The sequence below is a fragment of the Rhodococcus sp. (in: high G+C Gram-positive bacteria) genome (genome assembly GCF_049286785.1).
Classification (GTDB): Bacteria; Actinomycetota; Actinomycetes; order Mycobacteriales; family Mycobacteriaceae; genus Rhodococcus_F.
On sequence record NZ_JBAQEO010000910.1, the window covers coordinates 1 to 19,009 of the forward strand.

20 protein-coding genes and 1 pseudogene are annotated in these 19,009 nt (G+C 65.1%); 10 read left to right on the forward strand and 11 right to left on the reverse strand.

Features of this window, described 5'->3' with window-relative positions; translation table 11 throughout:
* Positions 1-398, forward strand: a pseudogene (locus WAW17_RS32735) (esterase); the annotation flags it as partial.
* A gap of 22 nt (positions 399-420) precedes the next feature.
* Here WAW17_RS32735 and WAW17_RS32740 read toward each other — a convergent pair.
* Positions 421-1,611: a cytochrome P450 gene (locus WAW17_RS32740; protein WP_422336985.1), complete on the reverse strand. Its 1,191-nt coding sequence runs from the start codon at positions 1,609-1,611 to the stop codon at positions 421-423.
* Positions 1,612-1,762: 151 nt separating this feature from the next.
* Between WAW17_RS32740 and WAW17_RS32745 the strand changes: the two genes are divergently transcribed.
* The 3 genes from WAW17_RS32745 to WAW17_RS32755 all read left to right on the forward strand — a co-directional run bounded on the left by WAW17_RS32745 (position 1,763) and on the right by WAW17_RS32755 (position 4,032).
* The gene (locus WAW17_RS32745; protein WP_422336986.1) at positions 1,763-2,617 is read left to right on the forward strand and encodes an SDR family oxidoreductase; all 855 of its coding nucleotides are present in this window, start codon (positions 1,763-1,765) and stop codon (positions 2,615-2,617) included.
* Positions 2,614-3,342 (forward strand): acetoacetate decarboxylase family protein, encoded by a 729-nt coding sequence (locus WAW17_RS32750; RefSeq protein ID WP_422336987.1) that lies wholly within the window; start codon positions 2,614-2,616, stop codon positions 3,340-3,342. Before WAW17_RS32745 ends, WAW17_RS32750 begins: the two co-directional genes overlap by 4 nt.
* A 255-nt stretch (positions 3,343-3,597) precedes the next feature.
* A complete protein-coding gene (locus tag WAW17_RS32755; protein ID WP_422336988.1) occupies positions 3,598-4,032 on the forward strand; it encodes a CBS domain-containing protein in 435 nt (144 codons plus the stop codon).
* An 85-nt stretch (positions 4,033-4,117) separates the two neighbouring features.
* On the opposite strand, the gene thpD is transcribed toward WAW17_RS32755, so the two are convergent.
* Genes thpD through WAW17_RS32775 form a run of 4 tightly spaced genes read right to left on the reverse strand, consistent with a single transcriptional unit; the run spans position 4,118 to position 7,230 of the window.
* Positions 4,118-5,032, reverse strand: coding sequence for an ectoine hydroxylase (gene thpD / locus WAW17_RS32760; RefSeq protein WP_422336989.1), 915 nt, complete (start codon positions 5,030-5,032; stop codon positions 4,118-4,120).
* Positions 5,033-5,064: 32 nt separating this feature from the next.
* Positions 5,065-5,742, reverse strand: coding sequence for a GntR family transcriptional regulator (locus WAW17_RS32765; protein ID WP_422336990.1), 678 nt, complete (start codon positions 5,740-5,742; stop codon positions 5,065-5,067).
* A complete protein-coding gene (locus tag WAW17_RS32770) occupies positions 5,733-6,470 on the reverse strand; it encodes a maleate cis-trans isomerase family protein (protein ID WP_422336991.1) in 738 nt (245 codons plus the stop codon). The genes WAW17_RS32765 and WAW17_RS32770 overlap by 10 nt, the downstream gene beginning before the upstream one ends.
* Positions 6,471-6,489: 19 nt before the next feature.
* Complete coding sequence (locus tag WAW17_RS32775) at positions 6,490-7,230, reverse strand: maleate cis-trans isomerase family protein (RefSeq protein WP_422336992.1); 741 nt, start codon at positions 7,228-7,230, stop codon at positions 6,490-6,492.
* Between the two features lie 88 nt (positions 7,231-7,318).
* Here WAW17_RS32775 and WAW17_RS32780 point away from each other — a divergent pair, with 88 nt between their 5' ends.
* The 3 genes from WAW17_RS32780 to WAW17_RS32790 all read left to right on the forward strand — a co-directional run bounded on the left by WAW17_RS32780 (position 7,319) and on the right by WAW17_RS32790 (position 10,226).
* Positions 7,319-8,293 carry a D-2-hydroxyacid dehydrogenase gene (locus WAW17_RS32780; RefSeq protein WP_422336993.1) on the forward strand — a complete coding sequence of 325 codons (975 nt, stop codon included), beginning with the start codon at positions 7,319-7,321 and terminating at the stop codon, positions 8,291-8,293.
* Positions 8,294-8,330: 37 nt separating this feature from the next.
* Complete coding sequence (locus WAW17_RS32785; protein WP_422336994.1) at positions 8,331-9,701, forward strand: amidase; 1,371 nt, start codon at positions 8,331-8,333, stop codon at positions 9,699-9,701.
* Between the two features lie 216 nt (positions 9,702-9,917).
* On the forward strand, positions 9,918-10,226 hold the full coding sequence (locus tag WAW17_RS32790) for a hypothetical protein (protein WP_422336995.1): 309 nt from the start codon (positions 9,918-9,920) through the stop codon (positions 10,224-10,226).
* A gap of 49 nt (positions 10,227-10,275) precedes the next feature.
* Here the strand turns inward: WAW17_RS32790 and WAW17_RS32795 are convergent, their stop codons facing one another.
* Positions 10,276-10,770 (reverse strand): DUF3830 family protein, encoded by a 495-nt coding sequence (locus WAW17_RS32795; RefSeq protein ID WP_422336996.1) that lies wholly within the window; start codon positions 10,768-10,770, stop codon positions 10,276-10,278.
* Positions 10,771-10,827: 57 nt separating this feature from the next.
* Positions 10,828-12,075, reverse strand: coding sequence for an aspartate aminotransferase family protein (locus WAW17_RS32800; RefSeq protein WP_422336997.1), 1,248 nt, complete (start codon positions 12,073-12,075; stop codon positions 10,828-10,830).
* Positions 12,076-12,161: 86 nt separating this feature from the next.
* On the opposite strand from WAW17_RS32800, the gene WAW17_RS32805 reads away from it, so the two are divergent.
* Positions 12,162-13,610: an NAD-dependent succinate-semialdehyde dehydrogenase gene (locus WAW17_RS32805; protein ID WP_422337002.1), complete on the forward strand. Its 1,449-nt coding sequence runs from the start codon at positions 12,162-12,164 to the stop codon at positions 13,608-13,610.
* 28 nt (positions 13,611-13,638) lie between these two features.
* Here the strand turns inward: WAW17_RS32805 and hsaB are convergent, their stop codons facing one another.
* From hsaB to hsaA, 4 genes are read right to left on the reverse strand one after another with little or no spacing between them, the layout of a single operon-like run.
* A complete protein-coding gene (gene hsaB / locus WAW17_RS32810) occupies positions 13,639-14,214 on the reverse strand; it encodes a 3-hydroxy-9,10-secoandrosta-1,3,5(10)-triene-9,17-dione monooxygenase reductase subunit (protein ID WP_422336998.1) in 576 nt (191 codons plus the stop codon).
* Positions 14,211-15,113, reverse strand: coding sequence for an iron-dependent extradiol dioxygenase HsaC (gene hsaC, locus WAW17_RS32815; RefSeq protein WP_422336999.1), 903 nt, complete (start codon positions 15,111-15,113; stop codon positions 14,211-14,213). The genes hsaB and hsaC overlap by 4 nt, the downstream gene beginning before the upstream one ends.
* On the reverse strand, positions 15,113-16,000 hold the full coding sequence (gene hsaD, locus WAW17_RS32820) for a 4,5:9,10-diseco-3-hydroxy-5,9,17-trioxoandrosta-1(10),2-diene-4-oate hydrolase (RefSeq protein ID WP_422337000.1): 888 nt from the start codon (positions 15,998-16,000) through the stop codon (positions 15,113-15,115). The genes hsaC and hsaD overlap by 1 nt, the downstream gene beginning before the upstream one ends.
* An 8-nt stretch (positions 16,001-16,008) precedes the next feature.
* Positions 16,009-17,157: a 3-hydroxy-9,10-secoandrosta-1,3,5(10)-triene-9,17-dione monooxygenase oxygenase subunit gene (hsaA, locus tag WAW17_RS32825; RefSeq protein WP_422337003.1), complete on the reverse strand. Its 1,149-nt coding sequence runs from the start codon at positions 17,155-17,157 to the stop codon at positions 16,009-16,011.
* A 215-nt stretch (positions 17,158-17,372) separates the two neighbouring features.
* Here hsaA and WAW17_RS32830 point away from each other — a divergent pair, with 215 nt between their 5' ends.
* Positions 17,373-18,557: a Rieske 2Fe-2S domain-containing protein gene (locus tag WAW17_RS32830; protein WP_422337001.1), complete on the forward strand. Its 1,185-nt coding sequence runs from the start codon at positions 17,373-17,375 to the stop codon at positions 18,555-18,557.
* A 2-nt stretch (positions 18,558-18,559) separates the two neighbouring features.
* Entirely contained in the window at positions 18,560-18,907 is a 348-nt protein-coding gene (locus WAW17_RS32835) for a hypothetical protein (RefSeq protein WP_422337004.1), read from the forward strand.
* Positions 18,908-19,009 lie beyond the last annotated feature (102 nt).

The following is a 19,009-nucleotide window of genomic DNA, read 5'->3' on the forward strand; positions in this document are numbered from 1 at the left end:
TCGGCGGCGCAGCCGCAGCGGACGTGACGATCCACCGACGTCTCGACATCCGAATTGCCCACACCGTGTGCCTTGCCGGCGCCTTCACAGCCTGGGACCCGACTTCCGGCGGACAGCTGGCCGCAGAACTGCCGGACGGTGACGATCGCCCACCGTTCACCCTCCTCCACGGGGTGGCGGACGACATTGTCCCGGTTGCGGCGAGCCGAACGTTCGCGTCAACCCTCAAGCAGAACAATTGGCCGGTCGAGTTCGCCGAACTGGACGCCGACCATGGGTCGATCGCCGGAGCCACCTACGATCCGTCCACAGACAGCTACTCGGCTGCAGAGGACCCTGAGTCACTGGCTGTCGCGGCGGAAGTTGCGGCCCGAATCGCTTCTGCGACAGGTCGATAAGCGACCGACCGTCGTCACGACCTCATACCGCTTCGAACCTCACCGGCATCGCCTCGAGCCCGGACACGAAGTTGGCGGGACGGCGGCGCAGCGGAGCGTCGTCCGCCAACGTCATGTCCGGTAGTCGGGCCAGTAACTGTTCGAACATGATTCGAGCTTCGAGGCGGGCGAGTTGGTTGCCCAGGCAGAAGTGGGTGCCGAATCCGAAGGCGACGTGCGGGTTGGGTGACCGCTCGATGTCGAAGGTGTTCGGGTCCTCGAACACGGACTCGTCGAAGTTGGCCGATTCGAACAGCAGCATCATCTTCTCGCCCTGATGCAGTGCGGTGCCGAAGAATTCGATGTCGCGGGTGACGGTGCGGCACATGTTCTTGATCGGGGAGGACCAGCGCAGCATTTCCTCGATCGCCTGCGGGATCCGCTCGGGATTCTCGACCAGACGCGCCTGTTGCTCCGGATGCCGCATCAACTGCTCCATGCCACCACTGAGCACGTGGCGGGTGGTTTCGTCGCCGCCGATGAGAATCAGCAGTGTTTCACCGACGATGTCCGAATCGCTGAGCCGATGACCGTCGACCTCGCTGTGCACGAGGATGCTGGTGAGGTCGTCGGTGGGGTTCGCACGCCGCTGTTCGATGGTCCGCCGAGTGAATTCGTTGAAGGCCATGTAGGCGTTCATCTGCGCCTGCAGGCTTTCCTCGGTGACGTTGCTGCCCAGCGCGTTCATCAGGTCGTCGGACCACTGCAGAAACGTGCCGCGGTCGTGGGGGCGCACACCGAGCATGTCGCCGATCACCGCCATCGGGAGGGGCGCCGCCAGGTCCCGGACGAAGTCGGCTTCGCCGCGCTCGCACACCGCGTCGATCAACTGGTCGCAGATCTCGCGGATCCGTTCCGTCTTCGCTTCCACGTTCTTGCGGGTGAATCCCGCATTCACCAGTCGTCGCCGCTGCAGATGCTCCGGGTCGTCCATGTCGATCATCTGCGGCAGCGGACCTACGCCCGGCCGGATGCCGCCGGCACTGGAGAACAGTTCCGGGTCGCGTTCCGCCGTCAGCACGGCGTCGTAGCTCGCCGCTGCGGTGATGCCGTTCGCATGATCTCGGTACACAGGTTCGTGAGCCCGCATCCAGGCGTACGCCTCGCGGGTGTCACCGAGTTCGCCCGAGTAGAACCGTCCGTCGATCAGATCGAATCTCGGCCTGTCCGCCATCGCGGCCAACTCCTCAGCATTGAATCGTGTGAAGCGTGCCCCGATAATAGAACCTGTTCCTACTATGGTGCAGTGATATCGCCGCAAGTTCAGGCAGTTCAGCTGCCTGCATCGCGCCGCGAGAAGTGACACCAGTTCCCACAACCCGGAGGTGTACGTGGTCAGCAACGGCAGCGGCGGATTCGACGAGAAGGCAGTGCTCGTCACCGGCGGCGGTAGTGGCATAGGGCTGGGGGTGGCAACGCTTCTCGCCGGCGAGGGAGCGCACGTCACCATCTGCGGGCGCAGCGAGGAGAAGCTGAAGAACGCGGCAGACGAGATCAACAGCGGCAACCCGCGCGGATCCGTCGAGACCGTCGCTGCCGACGTCACCGACGAGAACGACGTCATCCGTGCCGTTGCGAAGGCGAGCGAACGCACCGGACGGCTCGACGGCCTGGTCTCCTGCGCCGGTGGCAACGAAACAGTGGGACCGGTGACCCAACTCGACGTCGATGCCTGGCGCCGGACGGTGGACCTCAACGTCACCGGCACCATGCTGACGATCAAGCACGCCGCGCGGGCGCTCGTCGCTGGAGGTGGCGGTTCCATCGTCACGATTTCGTCGATCGCAAGCAGCAACACCCATCGGTGGTTCGGGGCCTACGGCCCGTCCAAGGCGGGGATCGACAACCTGACCCGACTCGCTGCGGATGAACTCGGGGCCAGCAATGTGCGCGTCAACTGCATCCGCCCGGGGCTGACCCGCACCGATCTGGTCACGCTCATCACCGACGGCGGGCCCATTCTCGACGACTACATGGCCAACACCCCGATCGCCCGGATCGGTGAGGTCACCGATATCGCGGCGCTCGCCAAGTTCCTCCTCGGACCGGAGTCCACCTGGATCACGGGACAGATCATCAACGTCGACGGCGGACAGATGCTGCGGCGCGGCCCGGACTTCAGCTCCCTGTTCGAGCCCATGTTCGGTGAGGACGCGCTGCGGGGAGTGGTCACGCCGTGACCGCACATCAGATACTGGGCAAGCAGGTGGAGATGCCGGTCGAGATCCGGCAGGCATCCGCCTTCACCGCGATGTACTCGGTGCCGACGGACGCCGCCCAGAAGTTGATCGACTACTCAGGCTTGGAGATCCTCCAGTTCCGGCCCGGACGTGGCATCTGCGTTCTCGTCTTCGTCGACTATGTGGACGGAGACCTCGGCCCCTACAACGAGTTCGGGGTGTCCTTTCTCGTCCGGGACCATCGCTCTCGTGGTGGCACGGTTCCGCAGGATCTGTCGGCCCTGGCGAAGGGGCGGGCCGGCGCGTTCATCCACCACCTGCCCGTCGACGGCGACTTCACGCTGGCTGCGGGCCGGGGAATCTGGGGGTTTCCGAAAACACTCGCGCACTTCGACGCCGACCACGACAGCTCCGTCAAACGTGGCGCGGTGAGCCAGGACAATCGGCTCATCGCCCAGCTCAGCGTGAAACCCGGTATCTCACTGCCGGGTTCGGGTACCGGTACGTCTCTTGCCGCCTACTCCCACCTCGACGGCGTCACCCGGTTCACCACCTGGGAAATGAAGCCGAGCGGGGTGCGCTCGCGACCGGGCGGCGCCGAATTGAAGTTGGGCAGTCACCCCATCGCCGACGAACTGCGCTCGCTCGGACTTCCGCACCGGGCAATGATCTCCTCGTCCATTCCGGACCTGAAGATGACATTCGGAGACGCACACCCGGTCTGACCCGCGGTCGCACGCCGCACCCATCCCCCTGCATAGTGCTCGTGCCGCGGGGCCGTCTACAAGGGACCGTTGGCCCTACCGCCGGAACCGGCCCGTGCGATCGAATTGAAGAGTCAGCATCCATATCTTCCGCGGTCCGAGGACGAAATCGAGGCCACCTGTGCCGACCATCAGGTCACAGCAAAGGAATCGGCGCCGGCCGATACCGGCAAGAAGAAGTAAGCAGATCCACATCTCAACATTTCGGAGGACATCATGACTTCAGCCCGCGACATCATGCACACCGGCGCGACGTGTATCGGTGAACACGACACCCTCACCGCCGCGGCGCAGCGCATGCGCGAATTGGACGTGGGAGCATTGCCGATCTGCGGCGACGACGATCACCTCCATGGCATCATCACCGACCGGGACATCGTCATCAAATGCCTCGCCGCCGGGAAAGACCCCGCGACGATGACGGCGAGTGAGCTCGCGCAGGGCACCACCTACCACGTGGACGCCGACGCGACTGTGGAAGAAGCGCTCACCGTGATGGAGGAACACCAGGTTCGTCGCCTTCCGGTGATCGACAACCACCGTCTGGTCGGGATGATCAGCGAAGCCGACATAGCCCGGAACCTTCCGGAACATGCCGTCGGCCAGTTCGTCGAGGCGATCTGCGCGCCCAGGGCCATCACCTCGCACTGACCTACCGCGAGGCTGGGACCACATCGGCGGCGGGGTGCCGTCGCCGATGTCCTGGGCTTGCGGGAACTCCCCGCAAAGGGGTGGTTCAGGTCAGCGGCGTGAAATCGCGGGACGCGATGTAGTCGGGGCGTGGGATCTTCGCGCCGAACGGCGCGGTCAACGCGTTCTCGACACTGTTGAACACCAGGAAGATGTTCGACCGGGGATACGGCGTGATGTTGTTTCCCGAACCGTGCATGACGTTCGAGTCGAACCAGAGCGCGGTGCCGGCAGCGCCGGTGAACTGCTCGATCCCGAATTCGGCCGCCATGAGGCTCACATCCTCCCGGCGCGGAACACCCACCTCCTGCGAGACGAGCGACGAGGTGTAGTTGTCCTCGGGCGTCGCCCCCACGCACTGGACGAACCGCGTGTGCGAGCCCGGCATCACCATCAGAGATCCGTTGAAGGGGTAGTTCTCGGTGAGGGTGATCGAGCAACTCACCGCGCGCGGGACCGGCATGCCGTCCTCGGCGTGCCAGGTCTCGAAGTCCGAATGCCAGTAGAAACCGGTGCCCTTGAACCCGGGCATCGAGTTGATCCGGCTCTGGTGGAGATAGACGTCCGAGCCGAGCAGTTGCCGCGCGCGGTCGAGGATACGGCCGTCGCGCACCAGCTCTGCGACCAGCGCGCTGCACCGATGCACGTCGAAGACGGAACGAACCTCGTCGGATCCCCGCTCGCGGATCACGCGACCACTCTCGTGCATGTGCGGATCGCGTGAGAGCCGTTCGAGTTCGTCGCGGAACACCGACACCTCGCCGGGCCCGAGCAGGTCCGGGATGATCGTGAATCCGCGCGCCTCATGACGTGCCAGCGACTCCGCGTCGAAAGGCCCATCGGACGGTCTCCCCCACACCGTGGGTTCACGCCGCGGGAGCGTCGACGGCTCGCACCCGATCCGAGTCGGGTAGCGGTCCCGACCGTCGGTATATCTCTGCACCTGAGCTACCTGCGTCATGTGTCCCTCCTTCGGACATCCGACTACGCCGCCTACGACGACAGAGTCTGTTGTTCCTTCCTCAGCCGCTGGACCGCGTCGTCCAGGTGATGCGCCAGCAGCGCGTGCACGTCCGAGACAGAACCGGACCGAATGGCCTCCCGCAATTCTGCGTGTTCCTGAGCCTGCTCACGGATGTCGTCATAGGTGGTCTGCAACGCGCCCATGCACATTCGGGTCTCGATCAGCAACGTCCGCGAGGCACGGACGAGCCTCGGGCTATCGGAGCACTCCACCAGGATCTGATGGAACAGTTGGTCGGCGTCCGAGACCGCCGCCGCGTCGCCGCGCTCGGCTGCGGCCTGCATCGCGACGACGGCAGGTTCGAGTGCTACGTACGCCGCCTCGCGGCGCTCGTCGTCGAGAATCATTTCGAGAGCGCCCCGCTCGATCACCGAACGGCTGCGATACACGTCCACTACGTCGTCGAGCGTCAACTCCGTCACGAAGATTCCGCGATTGCGGATGCTGCGGAGGAGGCCCTCGGACACGAGTCGCTGCATCGCCTCGCGCAGGGGTCCCCGGGAAACCTGGAAATGCGCGGCCAGTTCGGCCTCACCGAGCTGGGTGCCCGGCTCGAGAACGCCCTTCATGATGGCAGTCCGCAACTGGTCCGCAATGATTTCGGCAGTCGACAGTCGACTCACCGGTGCCAGGTCAGTCAATGCCATGACCGAGGTCCTTTCTCCGTGACCGTCCCGAACAGGATTCCGAACGAGGGGTGCACCACCGTGTGGCCGGCGAGACGCAGGCCTTCCCAGATGGTCACCTGGTTAGCAGTGAGTACCGGCTTACCGAGGCGTTGCTCGAGAGTACTCAGCGCGCCGAGGGTCCTCATCGCCGTATCCGGGACGAGCAGTGCCTCGGCGTCGGGGTGGTCGTTCTCGACCGCCAGGTCCACCACCTGTGCGGGGGTGAGCAGGCCGACCTCGGCGGCGGTGTCGATGCCGGCACTCGACATCGACAGCACCTCGATCCCTGCCGCGGCGAGGAAGTCGACGAAGAGCCGGGCCACCTCCTGCGGATAACTCGCTGCAACAGCAACCCGGGTGATACCGAGAGCGCGCAGCGCGTGGACGAACGCGAAACTGGTGCTCGAGGTGGGCACGCCGGTCACCGCGGCCAGGCTGTCGGCCTGTTGCCGGGCGCCGTCCGGTCCGTAGACGAAACTGCCCGACGTGCATGCCCAGACCACCGCGTCCGGCTCCGCGTCCGCGAGCAGCGCCGCCCCCTCGGAGAGCTTCGCGGGACTGCCGAGATCGAGGAGCTCGGGCACCGCATGCAGATCGGTGCCGTAGATGTGCACGACCGGCAGGTCCACCCCGAGCGCGTCCGCCGCGAACGGGTAGTCGTCCTCCGCGGCGTGGTCCGGGTAGATGAATCCCACGGTGGGTGTCACGTGTTCTCCTCGGTTTCTCTCAGAAGACGTTTCTGAGCCACTTGCCCGGGCCCGTCATGGGCAGCTTCATGCGGCCCAGACACGCCCAGACGGTCAGCTGGTTGGCAGTGAGTATCGGTTTGCCGAGCGCGCGTTCGAGCGGGGCGATCAGGTCGTAGGTGGGCAGGTTCGTGCAACTGACGAAGATGGCCTCGGAGCTCGGATCGTCAGCGGCGATGATGCGCTCGGCGATGGTGCGGTAGTTGACCTTCCAGATGCCGCCGCCGAGTCCGAGGTGGTCGGACCGGATCACCTCCGTGCCCGCCTCGGCGAGGAACTCGTGCAAACGTTCGGTGAGCGGTTCGTCGTACGGGGTGATGACCGACAGTCTGCTCAGTTCGAGCTGACCGATGGCCTCGACGAGTGCGCCCGACGTGGTGACCGCTTGTTGTGCGCCGGATTCACAGATCGCCTCGCACAGCGTGCGCTCGTAGTCCAGGCCGTGGATGAAACTTCCCGACGTGCACAGATAGGCGACGACCTCGGGTTCGACGTGCAGGACGTCGCGCGTGGCCGCCATCAGGTGGCGGCGTTCGGAGACGAGTTCGGCCATTTCGAGACTCACGGGGACCGGTTCGTACGGCGTTCGTGCCAGGTGCAGGCTCACCTCGAGCGGCGCCCACCGCCACAGTTCTCGTTCGAGAGCCAGATCGAACGGGGCGATGATTCCAATTCCCCGTTGCGCGAGCGGCCCGTCGAATTCGGGAATGTTCAGTTCCACACCGGGCCTCACCTTTCACAGTCTGCGGCAGACGCCAGTACATTCTCAGATTGTTGACAATCGTACAAGCCCCTCATACGGTGTCAACGTGAGACGGAAACCGATCGTCGCGGTGCTTCATGCCGACGACCCGCCCAGCGACAGCCTGATGGCACCGGTCGCGGCGCGCGCGGAGGTTCGTTACTGCGACAAGGCCGGACTCGCGGGCGCTCTCGACGGCGCCGACGTGCTGTTCGTCTACGACTTCCTGACGGACGCGGTCCCGGGAGCGTGGCATGCGGCCGGCTCCCTGCAGTGGCTGCACATCGCCGCAGCCGGCGTCGATCCCGTCATGTTCCCGGAGATGCGTGAAAGTGAGGTCGTCGTCACCAACTCACGTGGGGTGTTCGACGGGGCGATTGCCGAATACGTTCTGGCGCAGATCCTCTCCTTCGCGAAGGATCTTCCCGGATCGCTACGTCTGCAACAGGCTCACACCTGGAAGCACCGGGAATCGGAACGAATTGCCGGCAGCAGGGCGCTGGTGGTCGGAACCGGACCCATCGGCCGTGCCATCGCGCGCCTGCTGAGCGCCGTCGGCATGATCGTCCGGGGCTCGGGGCGCCGCGCACGCACCGCCGACCCCGACTTCGACATCGTCACCGCCCCCGCCGAACTCCCCCGGCAGCTCGGCGAGGCCGACTACGTGATCGCGGTGGCGCCGCTGACCGAGGAGACCCGGCATATGTTCCGGGACTCCACATTTGCCGCGATGAAGCCCGGGAGCCGGTTCATCAATGTCGGTCGCGGAGAACTGGTTCGTACCGACGACCTCGTAGCCGCACTGCGGTCGGGTACGGTCGCGGGCGCTGCGCTCGACGTGTTCGACACCGAGCCGCTCGCGGCTGATCATCCTCTGTGGTCCATGCCCAACGTTTCTGTCACTCCCCACAATTCCGGTGACTTCGCCGGATGGCGCGATGCTCTGATTTCCGTGTTCGCCGAAAATTTCGACCGCTGGTTCGAGGGCCTTCCCCTCGAGAATGTCGTAGACAAACACCTCGGGTACGTACCGAGCCGATGAATGACCCGGTCCGCAAGTCCTGGCTAAGGAGTTCGCCATGAATCCCACCGACATGACCGCCGTCGAACTGGTCACGGCGTACTCGTCCGGAGAGCTCTCGCCGGTGGAAGCAACGAGGGCAGTGCTCGACGCCATCGCCGAGAACAACCCCATCGTCAATGCCTACTGCCTCGTCGACGAAGAACGAGCACTCGCCCAGGCGAAGCGCTCGGAGGAGCGGTGGAACACGGGCTACTCCCAGGGTCTGCTCGACGGCGTCCCCGTCTCCGTCAAGGATGTATTCCTCACCGACGGCTGGCCCACGCTCCGCGGTTCACAAGCCATCGACGAAGACCAGCCCTGGAACGTGGACAGTCCCGTCGCGGCCCGCCTGCGCGAAGACGGCATGGTTCTTCTCGGTAAGACCACGACCCCCGAGATCGCCTGGAAGGCCGTCACCGACAGCGCACTCTGCGGCACCACCCGCAATCCCGCCGATCCTTCGAAAACCTCCGGCGGATCGTCCGGCGGCAGTGCCGCTGCCGTCGCCGCCGGGCTCGGGCCCTGCTCCGTCGGCACCGACGGCGGGGGCAGCATTCGCATCCCCGCGTCGTTCTGCGGCGTCATCGGATTCAAGCCGACCCACGGCAGAATTCCCCTGTACCCGGCGAGCCCGTTCGGACCGCTTGCACATGCCGGCCCCCTCACCAGGACGGTCGAGGACGCAGCGCTCCTGATGGACATCCTGTCCCTGCCCGACCCGCGCGATCCCGCGTCCCTCGCCCCGCCGCCGGCCACCTACCGCGGTGAGATCAACAGGGATGTCGTCGGACTCGGTGTCGCCTACTCGAAGACACTGGGCTACGTTGCCGTCGACCCGGAAGTCGGCGCGATCGTCGACCGCGCGGTCGCGGCGCTCGACGCAGCCGGACTGCCCGTCACCGCCGCCGACCCCGGATTCACCGACCCCCTGGACGCTTTCGAGATCCTCTGGGCCTCCGGTGCCGCCGCCATGCTGAAGAACTTCCCCGAGGGGGCACGCGACAAGGTGGACCCCGGACTGCTGCTGGCGTGGGAGCGGGGCGAGAGGTACAGCGCGATCGACTATCTCGATGCACGCGCGGTCGCTGCCGACGTGGGAGTCACCATGGGGAAGTTCCACCTCGCCCACAACGTGCTGATCACCCCGACCATGCCCATTCCCGCCTTCGAAGCCGGCTTCGATGTGCCGCCGGGCAGCGATTTCACCGGCTGGCCCCAGTGGACCCCGTTCACCTACCCGTTCAACCTCACGCAACAGCCTGCGATCAGCCTGCCGGTGGGCAGCACGGCGGCCGGACTGCCGGTGGGCCTGCAGATCATCGGGCCCCGGCATTCCGACGACCTGGTGCTGGCGGTCGCCCGTTTCGTCGAGTACGTGCTGGGCTGATCGCTCGGGTCCCACCTTCCACGCTCGCGACACCGCCCGGACGGCGAGATCACGACACCGCCGACAGTCATATAATCGCAATGGGCTACCTATACATCGCCCATGAACACCATCAGCGCGACACGGCAGGATGCATATTCCACGGTCAGCGCGGACAGCATCCACAGAGGGGTCCCGTATCCGACGGCTTCACAACTCGCCGAAGGAGCACCACAAATGAACACCACCAGGAAGGCCGGCACACGTGGCCTTCTGTTCGAAGCAATGGTGGCCGGAGCGCTCGCCACATTTCCCGCAGGACTCGTCGTCGCCCTCCCGTCGGTGACCGCCCCGGTGGCGTCGGCCGAGCCGTCGTGGCAGGAGCAGTGCGACCCGGACAACAACTGGCGGATGGAGTTGGACCGCCAGAACCAACAGGGCGAATGCGACGACGACCGCGGTCAGCGTGAACGGGATCGAGACCAGGACCAAGAGCGGGGGTCGCCCATCGACGAACGCGGGCCCGGGCCATTCGGCTCCTCCTGACCGGCAGGTGCGAGCGTCACCCGCGAGCGACAGGCGGCTCGCGGGCGGGTCAACCTCGCGCCAAGCTCATCGTTTCGCCCTCGACGCCGCGCATCCACAGGTCGTTGCAGGCAGCCGCGAGTTCGGGCAGCCCTTCCTCGATCGCCGCGAACACGTTGCCGGGCACCCATCCGACATCGCCGTTGAGCAGAAGGTTGTTGCGCCCGTAGAAGATAGCGAGATCCGTGGCGCCCTGGGCGGCGTGAGCCTCCGACCCCGGCTCGTACCCGTATGCAGAGTTGCCGATCTCCCACGGTTCGAAGTCGAACAGGCAGACATCTCCCGGGATCGGGGTGACCGTGGGGTTTTCGCGATGCGGCGCCTCGATGATCCGCGGAACGAGCGTGTACACCTCGTTCCGCGCATATTTGGCGTGATAGGCGTCACCGCTCTGCGGCAGGGCGTTCCATACTGCGTCGCAGGTGAGCGGCGCCTCGGCGTCGAGCAACCGGGCGCGGCACGTCACGCCGCGCTTGTCGAGGGTGATCGTGATGTAGCGAGCCATGAAACCTCCTGCTCTGCACCTGTGAGTACTTCTTAACCACGCGTGGTTAAGAAGTACTCACAGGTGGATTTCGTCGAGTACCTCGGACCAGATCGCCAATGCGTCCTCGATCTGCTGCGCGGACACGACGAGGGGTGGAACCATCCGTACCACGTTCATGTACGCACCGCAGGTCAGAAGCAACAGGCCCTTCTTTGCTGCGAGTTGCTGAGCCGCGGTCGCCCGGGCGCGATCGGGAGTGCCGTCCGGGGCGGTGAACTCGCTGCCCACAAGCAGTCCGAGGCCGCGCACGTCCCCCACGCCCTCATCGGCGGCTCGGCGCGTGCCGTCCAGCAATTGCACTCCTCGCTCGGCGGCATTCGCGACGAGATCTTCCTTCTCGATCACCTCCAGCGTCGCGACAGCGGCAGCGCACGACACCGCGTTTCCGCCGTAGGTTCCCCCCTGCGAGCCGGGCCACGCCTTGGCCATCAACTCTTCCGACGCCGCGATGCCCGACAGCGGGAATCCGCTCGCCAACCCCTTGGCGATGGTGATGATGTCCGGGCGCACCGAAAAGTGCTGGTGGCCGAAGTACTTGCCGGTGCGGCCGAAACCGGTCTGGATCTCGTCGATCACGAGCAAAATGCCGTACCGGTCCGCACGTTCGCGCAGTACCTGGAAGAACGCGGTGTTGCCCGGAACGTATCCGCCCTCACCGAGGACTGGTTCGACGACGAACGCGGCCGTCTCGTTCGGTGCGGTGAGTGTCGCGAAGATGTAGTCGAGTTCCTTCAGCGCGAAGGCGGTGGCCTCCTCCTCCGACCAGCCGTAGCGATAGGCCGTCGGAAACGGGGCCACATGCACGCCTCCCATCAGTGGACTGAATCCCGCGGAGAACCGGGTGCCCGAAGTGGTCATCGTCGCTGTTGCCACTGTTCGGCCGTGGAACCCGCCGTGGAAGACGATCACGTTGGGGCGTCCGGTCGCCTGCCGGGACAGTCGCAACGACGCCTCGACCGCCTCGCTTCCGGAGTTCGCGAAGAAGAGCGAGTTCAGCCCGTCGGGCAGCACCGATCCGAGCCGTTCGGTGAGTTCGAGCAGCGGTTGATGCATGACCGTCGTGTACTGACCGTGGATCAGGGAGCCGACCTGTCTGCGGGCCGCCTCCACCACGTGGGGATGGCAGTGTCCGGTGCTGGTCACGCCGATGCCTGCGGTGAAGTCGAGATAGCGTCGGCCGTCGGTGCCGTAGAGGTAACAGCCCTCCCCGTGATCGACGGTCACGGGCGTGGCTTGCGCGAGGAGTGGAGAAAGTCGGGTCACGGGGACCTCCCAGAACTATTGTCAGATTGTCAACAATATGAATAACATGGTTGGGTCAACAAGGCAATGGAACGGGGAACATGCGCATGCTCGAGGACGACGCGATCCGATCTGTCTCCACCGGCCTCTTCATCGGCGGAAAATGGCGGGACAGCGCGCGCACCATGCCGGTCCACGACCCGTCGACGGGCGCGGTTCTGTGCACCGTCGCCGACGCGGACGCCACGGAGGCCGGCGACGCACTCGACGCCGCGGTGGCAGCGCAGGCGTCGTGGGCGGCCACCACGCCGCGTGAACGCAGCACCATCCTGATGAACGCGCACCGCCTGCTTCTCGACAACGTCGATCGACTGGCACTGATCATGACACTCGAGATGGGCAAGCCACTCATCGAGGCACGCGGCGAAATCGCCTATGCCGCAGAATTCTTCCGCTGGTTCGCCGAGGAGGCCGTGCGTATCGACGGCGGATACATGACGGCCCCGGGGGGTGGCTCGCGCTTCCTCGTCACCCACCAGCCGGTGGGCCCGAGCATCCTCATCACACCGTGGAACTTCCCCATGGCTATGGGCACCCGCAAGATCGGTCCCGCCATCGCCGCCGGCTGCACGTCGGTGATCAAACCGGCAGCGCAGACACCGCTGTCGATCCTCGCCCTCGCCGACATCCTGGTGGAGGCAGGACTTCCCGATGGGGTGGTCAACGTCGTCACCACCTCCTCCCCCGAAGAGGTGATCACTCCGCTCATCCTCGACGACCGTTCACGCAAGCTGTCGTTCACGGGATCCACCGCCGTCGGCAAGCACCTTCTCGAACTGTGCGCCCGCACGGTGATGCGGACGTCGATGGAACTCGGCGGGAACGCGCCCTTCCTCGTTTTCGACGACGCGAATCTCGACGACGCCGTCGACGGCGCGATAGCCGCGAAGATGCGCAACATCGGGCAGGCCTGCACGGCCGCCAACCGGTTCCTCGTCCATCGCAGCGTGGCCGAGGAATTCACGTTCAGGCTCACCCAGCGGATGAAGGCGCTACCCGTCGGACGCGGCACCGACGACGGCGTCGTGGTCGGGCCGTTGATCGACGAGGCCGCGGTGCGGAAGGTCGGCAGTCTCGTCACCGATGCCGTCGCATGCGGAGCGACCCTGCTGACCGGAGGCCAACCCCTCGATGGCCCCGGCAACTTCTACCCGGCAACGGTGCTCAGCGGCGTCCCGGACGACGCCGAGATGTGCCACAACGAGATCTTCGGACCCGTCGCCGCGATCAGCACGTTCGACACCGAGGCAGAGGCAATCGAACGCGCCAACGACACCCTGTACGGCCTGGTGGCATACGTCTACACCGAGAACCTCAAGCGCGGCCTGCGGGTCAGCGAAGCCCTCGAGTCCGGAATGGTGGGGCTCAACCAAGGTGTCGTGTCGAATCCCGCCGCCCCGTTCGGCGGGGTCAAGGAATCGGGCCTCGGCCGCGAGGGCGGACTCACCGGTATCGACGAGTTCCTCGAAACCAAATACATCGGCATCGCACTGTAGTCGGCATGCACTGTAGGAGTGCGGTGCCCTACAACCAGGTGTCCTCGGAGGTCGTGGTGAGGAAGGCCTCGAGGTCGTCCCGCCACGGCGCCGGCACGGTCTTGTCCGGCTCGATACCCGTGTACTGCCCGCGGTAGAACAGCAGTGGCCGCTCCTCCTTGATCTCGCCGAGCGACGAGACCCGGCCGAACACCACCCAGTGGTCGCCGCCGTCGTGGACGGTCTCGACGGCGCAGTCGATGTGGGCCAGCGACCCGGTCAGGATCGGTGAACCCAGCGGCGACGCCGACCAGTCCACACCCGCGAACTTGTCCGATTCCCGCGACCCGAACCGGGCGCAGGTGGACTGCTGTTCCTCCGAGAGGACGTTGACACAGAAAAGACCGCTGCGCTCGATCGCCGCCCACGACCGCGACGCCTTGGTCGGGCAGAAGAGCACCAGAGGCGGATCGAGGGACAGCGCGGCGAAGGACTGGCACGCGAAGCCCACCGGCGTGCCGTCGTCCATCGTGGTGATGATGGTGACGCCGGTGCAGAACTGGCCGAGCACGGTACGGAACCGACGAGGATCGATGGCCGGTTCCGTGCCGGTCGGCTCACTCACGGCTGCATCCCGACACTGAAATCGTGACCCCACAGACTGACCGCGGTACTCTCCCTCGCAATCCAGTTCTCGTCCTCCACCTGACGTCCCTCACAACCGAATTCGACGTCGAACCCGCCGGGGGTCTTCATGTAGAAGGACAGCATCAGGTCGTTGACGTGCCGGCCAAGCGTGGCCGACATCTTCACGTTCTTGCGCAGCGCGCGGTCCAGGCAGAGTCCGACATCGTCCGAGTTCTCGACCTCGATCATCAGGTGCACGATACCGCTGGGTGTGGGCATCGGCAGGAACGCCAGGCTGTGGTGCCGCGGATTGCATCCGAAGAACCGCAGCCAGGCGGGCGCACCGTCCGACGGCCGGCCGACGATCTCCGGAGGCATCCGCATGGAGTCGCGGAGCTGGAAGCCGAGAACGTCGCGGTAGAAACGGAGCGAAGCCTCGTCGTCGGTGGTCGAGAGAACAACGTGCCCGAGCCCCTGTTCACCCGTGACGAACTTGTGGCCGTAGGGGCTCACCACACGCCGATGTTCGAGTGCCGCACCGTGAAACGCCTCGAGCGTATTACCGGACGGGTCGTCGAACGTGATGAGCTCATCCACGCGGCGGTCTTTCAACTGCTCCGCGGTGCCCTCCTTGAACGGCACCCCCGCCGCCGACAGGTTGTCCCGAACCTGCTGCAGGTCTGCGGCGTCGGCCGTCTCCCAGCCCGACACCGCGAGCCGATCCTTCTCGCCGGGGACGATGACGAGACGGGCCGGGAAGTCGTCCATCCGCAGGTACAGCGCCTGCGGATCGGAACCCTTGCCCTCCACCATCCCGAGAACCTTGAGACCGTACTCACGCCAGGCCGCCATGTCGGTGGCCTCGATGCGCATGTATGCAAGTGACCGGATACTCATCACTTACCTCCGTCCAGAATGAAATCAGTTGCCAACCGGTTGAACTCGTCGAACTTCTCCAGCTGAGCCCAATGGCCGCACCCACCGAAGACGTGCAACTGGGCCCGCGGAATCATCTTCAGAGCCACCAATGCGCCGTCGAGCGGGTTGACGCGGTCCTCGCGGCCCCAGATCAGGAGCACCCGCTGACGTAGCTTGTACGCGTCTCGCCAGAGCATCCCCTTCTCGAAATCGGCGGAGGAGAACGACTTACCCATCGCCCTGGCCGCAGCCAGCGACTCCGGGGTGCTCGCGGCGGCGAACCGCTCCTCGACGAGTTCCGGCGTGATCAGCGACTGGTCGTAGACCATCACGCGGAGAAAAGCCTCGAGCTTCTCCTTGGTGGGACCCTCCGGCGGCGCACTGAACCTGCCGAGATTCTTCACGCCCTCGGTGGGGTCGGGAGAGAACAGGTTGACGCTCAGTCCACCGGGGCCCATGAGGACGAGCCGGCCCGCCCGGTCCGGGTAGTCGAGCGCGAACCGCACCGCGGCGCCACCCCCGAGCGAGTTGCCCAGCAGGTGAACCCGCCCGGTGACTCCCAGGGTGTCGAGAAGATCGTTCAGCGCAGAGGCGCTGTGCACGAAGTACTGCGGATGTTCCGTCGGCTTGTCGGACAGCCCGTAACCGGGCTGGTCGACGGCCAACACGTGGAACTTCTCGGCGAGCACCGGGATATTCTTGGAGAAGTTCGACCACGACGATGCGCCGGGACCGCCGCCGTGCAGCAACACGATTGTGGTGTCGTTGCCGACCCCGGCCTCATGGTAGTGAAGCTTCAGGTCGGGGCGCACCTGCGCGAACCGCGAGGTGGACTCGAAGGTGATGGCTTCTTCAGTCGTCGTCACGCGTTCTCCTAGACCATCGTGTCCGTGATCGGCAGGCCGAACTCGCCTGTGCCGTACATGACGTAGGCGCGCTCCGGGTCATTCGCCGCATGCACGCGTCCGGCGTGAGCGTCTCGCCAGAAACGTTGCAGCGGAGTCCCGTTGGATAGTGCCGTCGCCCCCGAGCTCTCGAACAACTTGTCGATGGAGGCGATGGCGCGGCCGGTGGCACGCACCTGGTCACGACGGGCCCGGAGGCGGAGTTCGAAAGGAACTTCCTTGCCGGCCAACAGGTATGCGTACTCGTCGGCGACGTTACCGGAAAGCTGACGCCAGGCCGCATCGATGTCGCTGGACGCCTCGGCGATGCGCACCTTGGCGAACGGATCGTCCTTCGCCTTCTCCCCGGCGAACGCCGCGCGAACGCGCTTGCCCTGATGCTCGACGTGCGCGTCGTAGGCGCCGTATGCCATGCCCACGATCGGCGCGGAGATGGTCGTGGGATGGATCGTCCCCCAAGGCATCTTGTAGACAGGGGCGGTGTTTCGTTCGAGACCGGGCGCCGTGAGATCGCTCATCGCCTTGAAGCTCAGGAAGCGGTGCCGCGGCACGAAGACGTCCTCGACGACAACCGTATTACTGCCGGTGCCGCGCAGCCCGACGACATTCCACACGTCGTCGATACGGTAGTTCTCACGCGGAATAAGGAAGCTGCCGAAGTCCACGGGCCGGCCGTCCTTGATGACGGGCCCGCCGACCACGACCCAACTGGCGTGGTCACAGCCGGACGACCAGGCCCAGGCGCCGTTGACCTTGTATCCGCCGTCGACGACCTCGCCCGCACCCATCGGTGCGTACGACGACGAGATGCGCACATCGGTGTCGATACCCCACACGTCTTCCTGCGCCTCCTGCGAGAAGAGGCCGAGATGCCAGTTGTGCACCCCGATGATCGAGGACACCCAACCGGTGGACCCGCAGGCACTGGCGATCTTCTTCACTGCCGAATAGAACAAGACAGGATCGGACTGGTATCCGCCCCACTGCTCCGGCTGCAGCAGACGGAAGAACCCGGTCTCCTGGAGCGCCTTGATGGACTCGTCGGGGATCCGACGCAAATCTTCGGTCTCCTGCGCACGTTCTCGCAGCATCGGCAGCAGCGCGTCGAGTCGCTGCATCACCTCGTTACTGTCGTGGTCACCCACAGGACGCTCCCGTCTATCCGATGTTTCACTTGCATCTGAGACTAGAACACGTTCCCATTTATGTCGAGACTCGCCCGAAACCCCAGTTTGAGGCGATGGCGCACGAAGAACCGTGCCTGAAATCTAGCGGATCTCGACGAACTTCTATAACGTGTTCTACTAACAGCATGAAGGGATGTGAAGGCACAATGGCGCAGATTCGCGAGATCGATGTAGGCACGGTCCAGACCCGCTTCGCTCGTGGTTGGCACTGCCTCGGTTTGACCAAGTCGTTCAAGGACGGCGGGCCGCACTCGGTCGAGGCCTTCGGTACCAAACTCGTCGTCTTCGCCGACAGCAGTGGCGACCTGAAGGTGCTGGACGCCTACTGCCGGCACATGGGCGGCGACCTGTCACAAGGTTCGATCAAGGGCGACTCCGTCGCCTGCCCGTTCCACGACTGGCGCTGGGGCGGCAACGGCAAGTGCACGGAGATTCCCTACGCACGCCGAGTGCCGCCGATCGCACGGACCCGTGCCTGGACCACCCTCGAGAAGAACGGCCAGCTCTTCGTCTGGAACGACCCCGAGGGCAATCCACCGCCGCCGGAGATCACCATCCCCGACATCGAGGGTTACGGCACGCCCGAGTGGACTGACTGGACGTGGAACTCCCTGCTCATCGAGGGGGCCAACTGCCGCGAGATCATCGACAACGTGGTGGACATGGCGCACTTCTACTACATCCACTACGCCTTCCCGACATACTTCAAGAACGTCTTCGAAGGCCACATCGCTGCGCAATACCTCAACACCAAGGGCCGTCCCGACGTCGGGATGGCCACGCAATACGGGATGGAATCCCTGTTGCGGTCCGAGGCCGCCTACTACGGACCCTCCTACATGATCAATCCGTTGTGGAACAGCTATGGCGGCTACGAGGTCGAAAGCGTCCTGATCAACTGCCACTACCCGGTGACGTCCAACTCGTTCGTCCTGCAATGGGGTGTAACCGTCAAGAAGCCGACAGGTATCGACGACGCCACCTCGGACAAGCTGGCACGCAAGTTCACCGAGGGCATCAGCGAGGGTTTCCTCCAGGACGTCGAGATCTGGAAGAACAAGACCAAGATCGAGAACCCGCTGCTCTGCGAGGAAGACGGGCCGGTCTATCAGCTGCGACGCTGGTACGAACAGTTCTACGTCGACGTCGCCGACGTCACCGAGAAGATGACGCAACGCTTCGAGTTCGAGGTCGACACCACCAAGGCCAACGAGGCCTGGGAGCGCGAGGTCGAAGAAAACCTCGCCCGGCAGAAAGCCGAGAAGGAGGCCGCGGAGAAGACCGAAGTGTCGGAAAACGCGGCGTCCGAGAACAAGGAAGCGCAGGTCTGATGATGAGTGCCTCGGCCGAATGGGCCAAAGCCCCCAGCTTCGCCGGGCAACCCGCGCGGCTCGAGGCCATTCATGCACAGACGGTGGCCGACAAGGCCGACTACCTCGACTCGGGGCTGACCACGGTCGAGTGCCGTACCTGCGGCACCTGCGTGCTGGTGCGTAAGAACAGTTTGAAACACACCAGCGTCCAGTGGATGGGCGACCCGGCACAGACATGTCCCACGTTCCGGGACCGCGCGGCCGCCGGAGAACCCACGGCCATCCAGGACGGTTGCCCCCGTCTGCGCGACAGCATCAACCACGCGGTGATGGAAGGGCTGCTCGAAGTGCGTGATCACGTCGAGTAGCCGTCCCCAGCCCCTCGTCCCCACCCCGCACGACCGCGCCCGATGTCACATTCGTTCAATCTGACTGAACGAGTGTGACATTGGGCGGCGGTCGTGTAAACC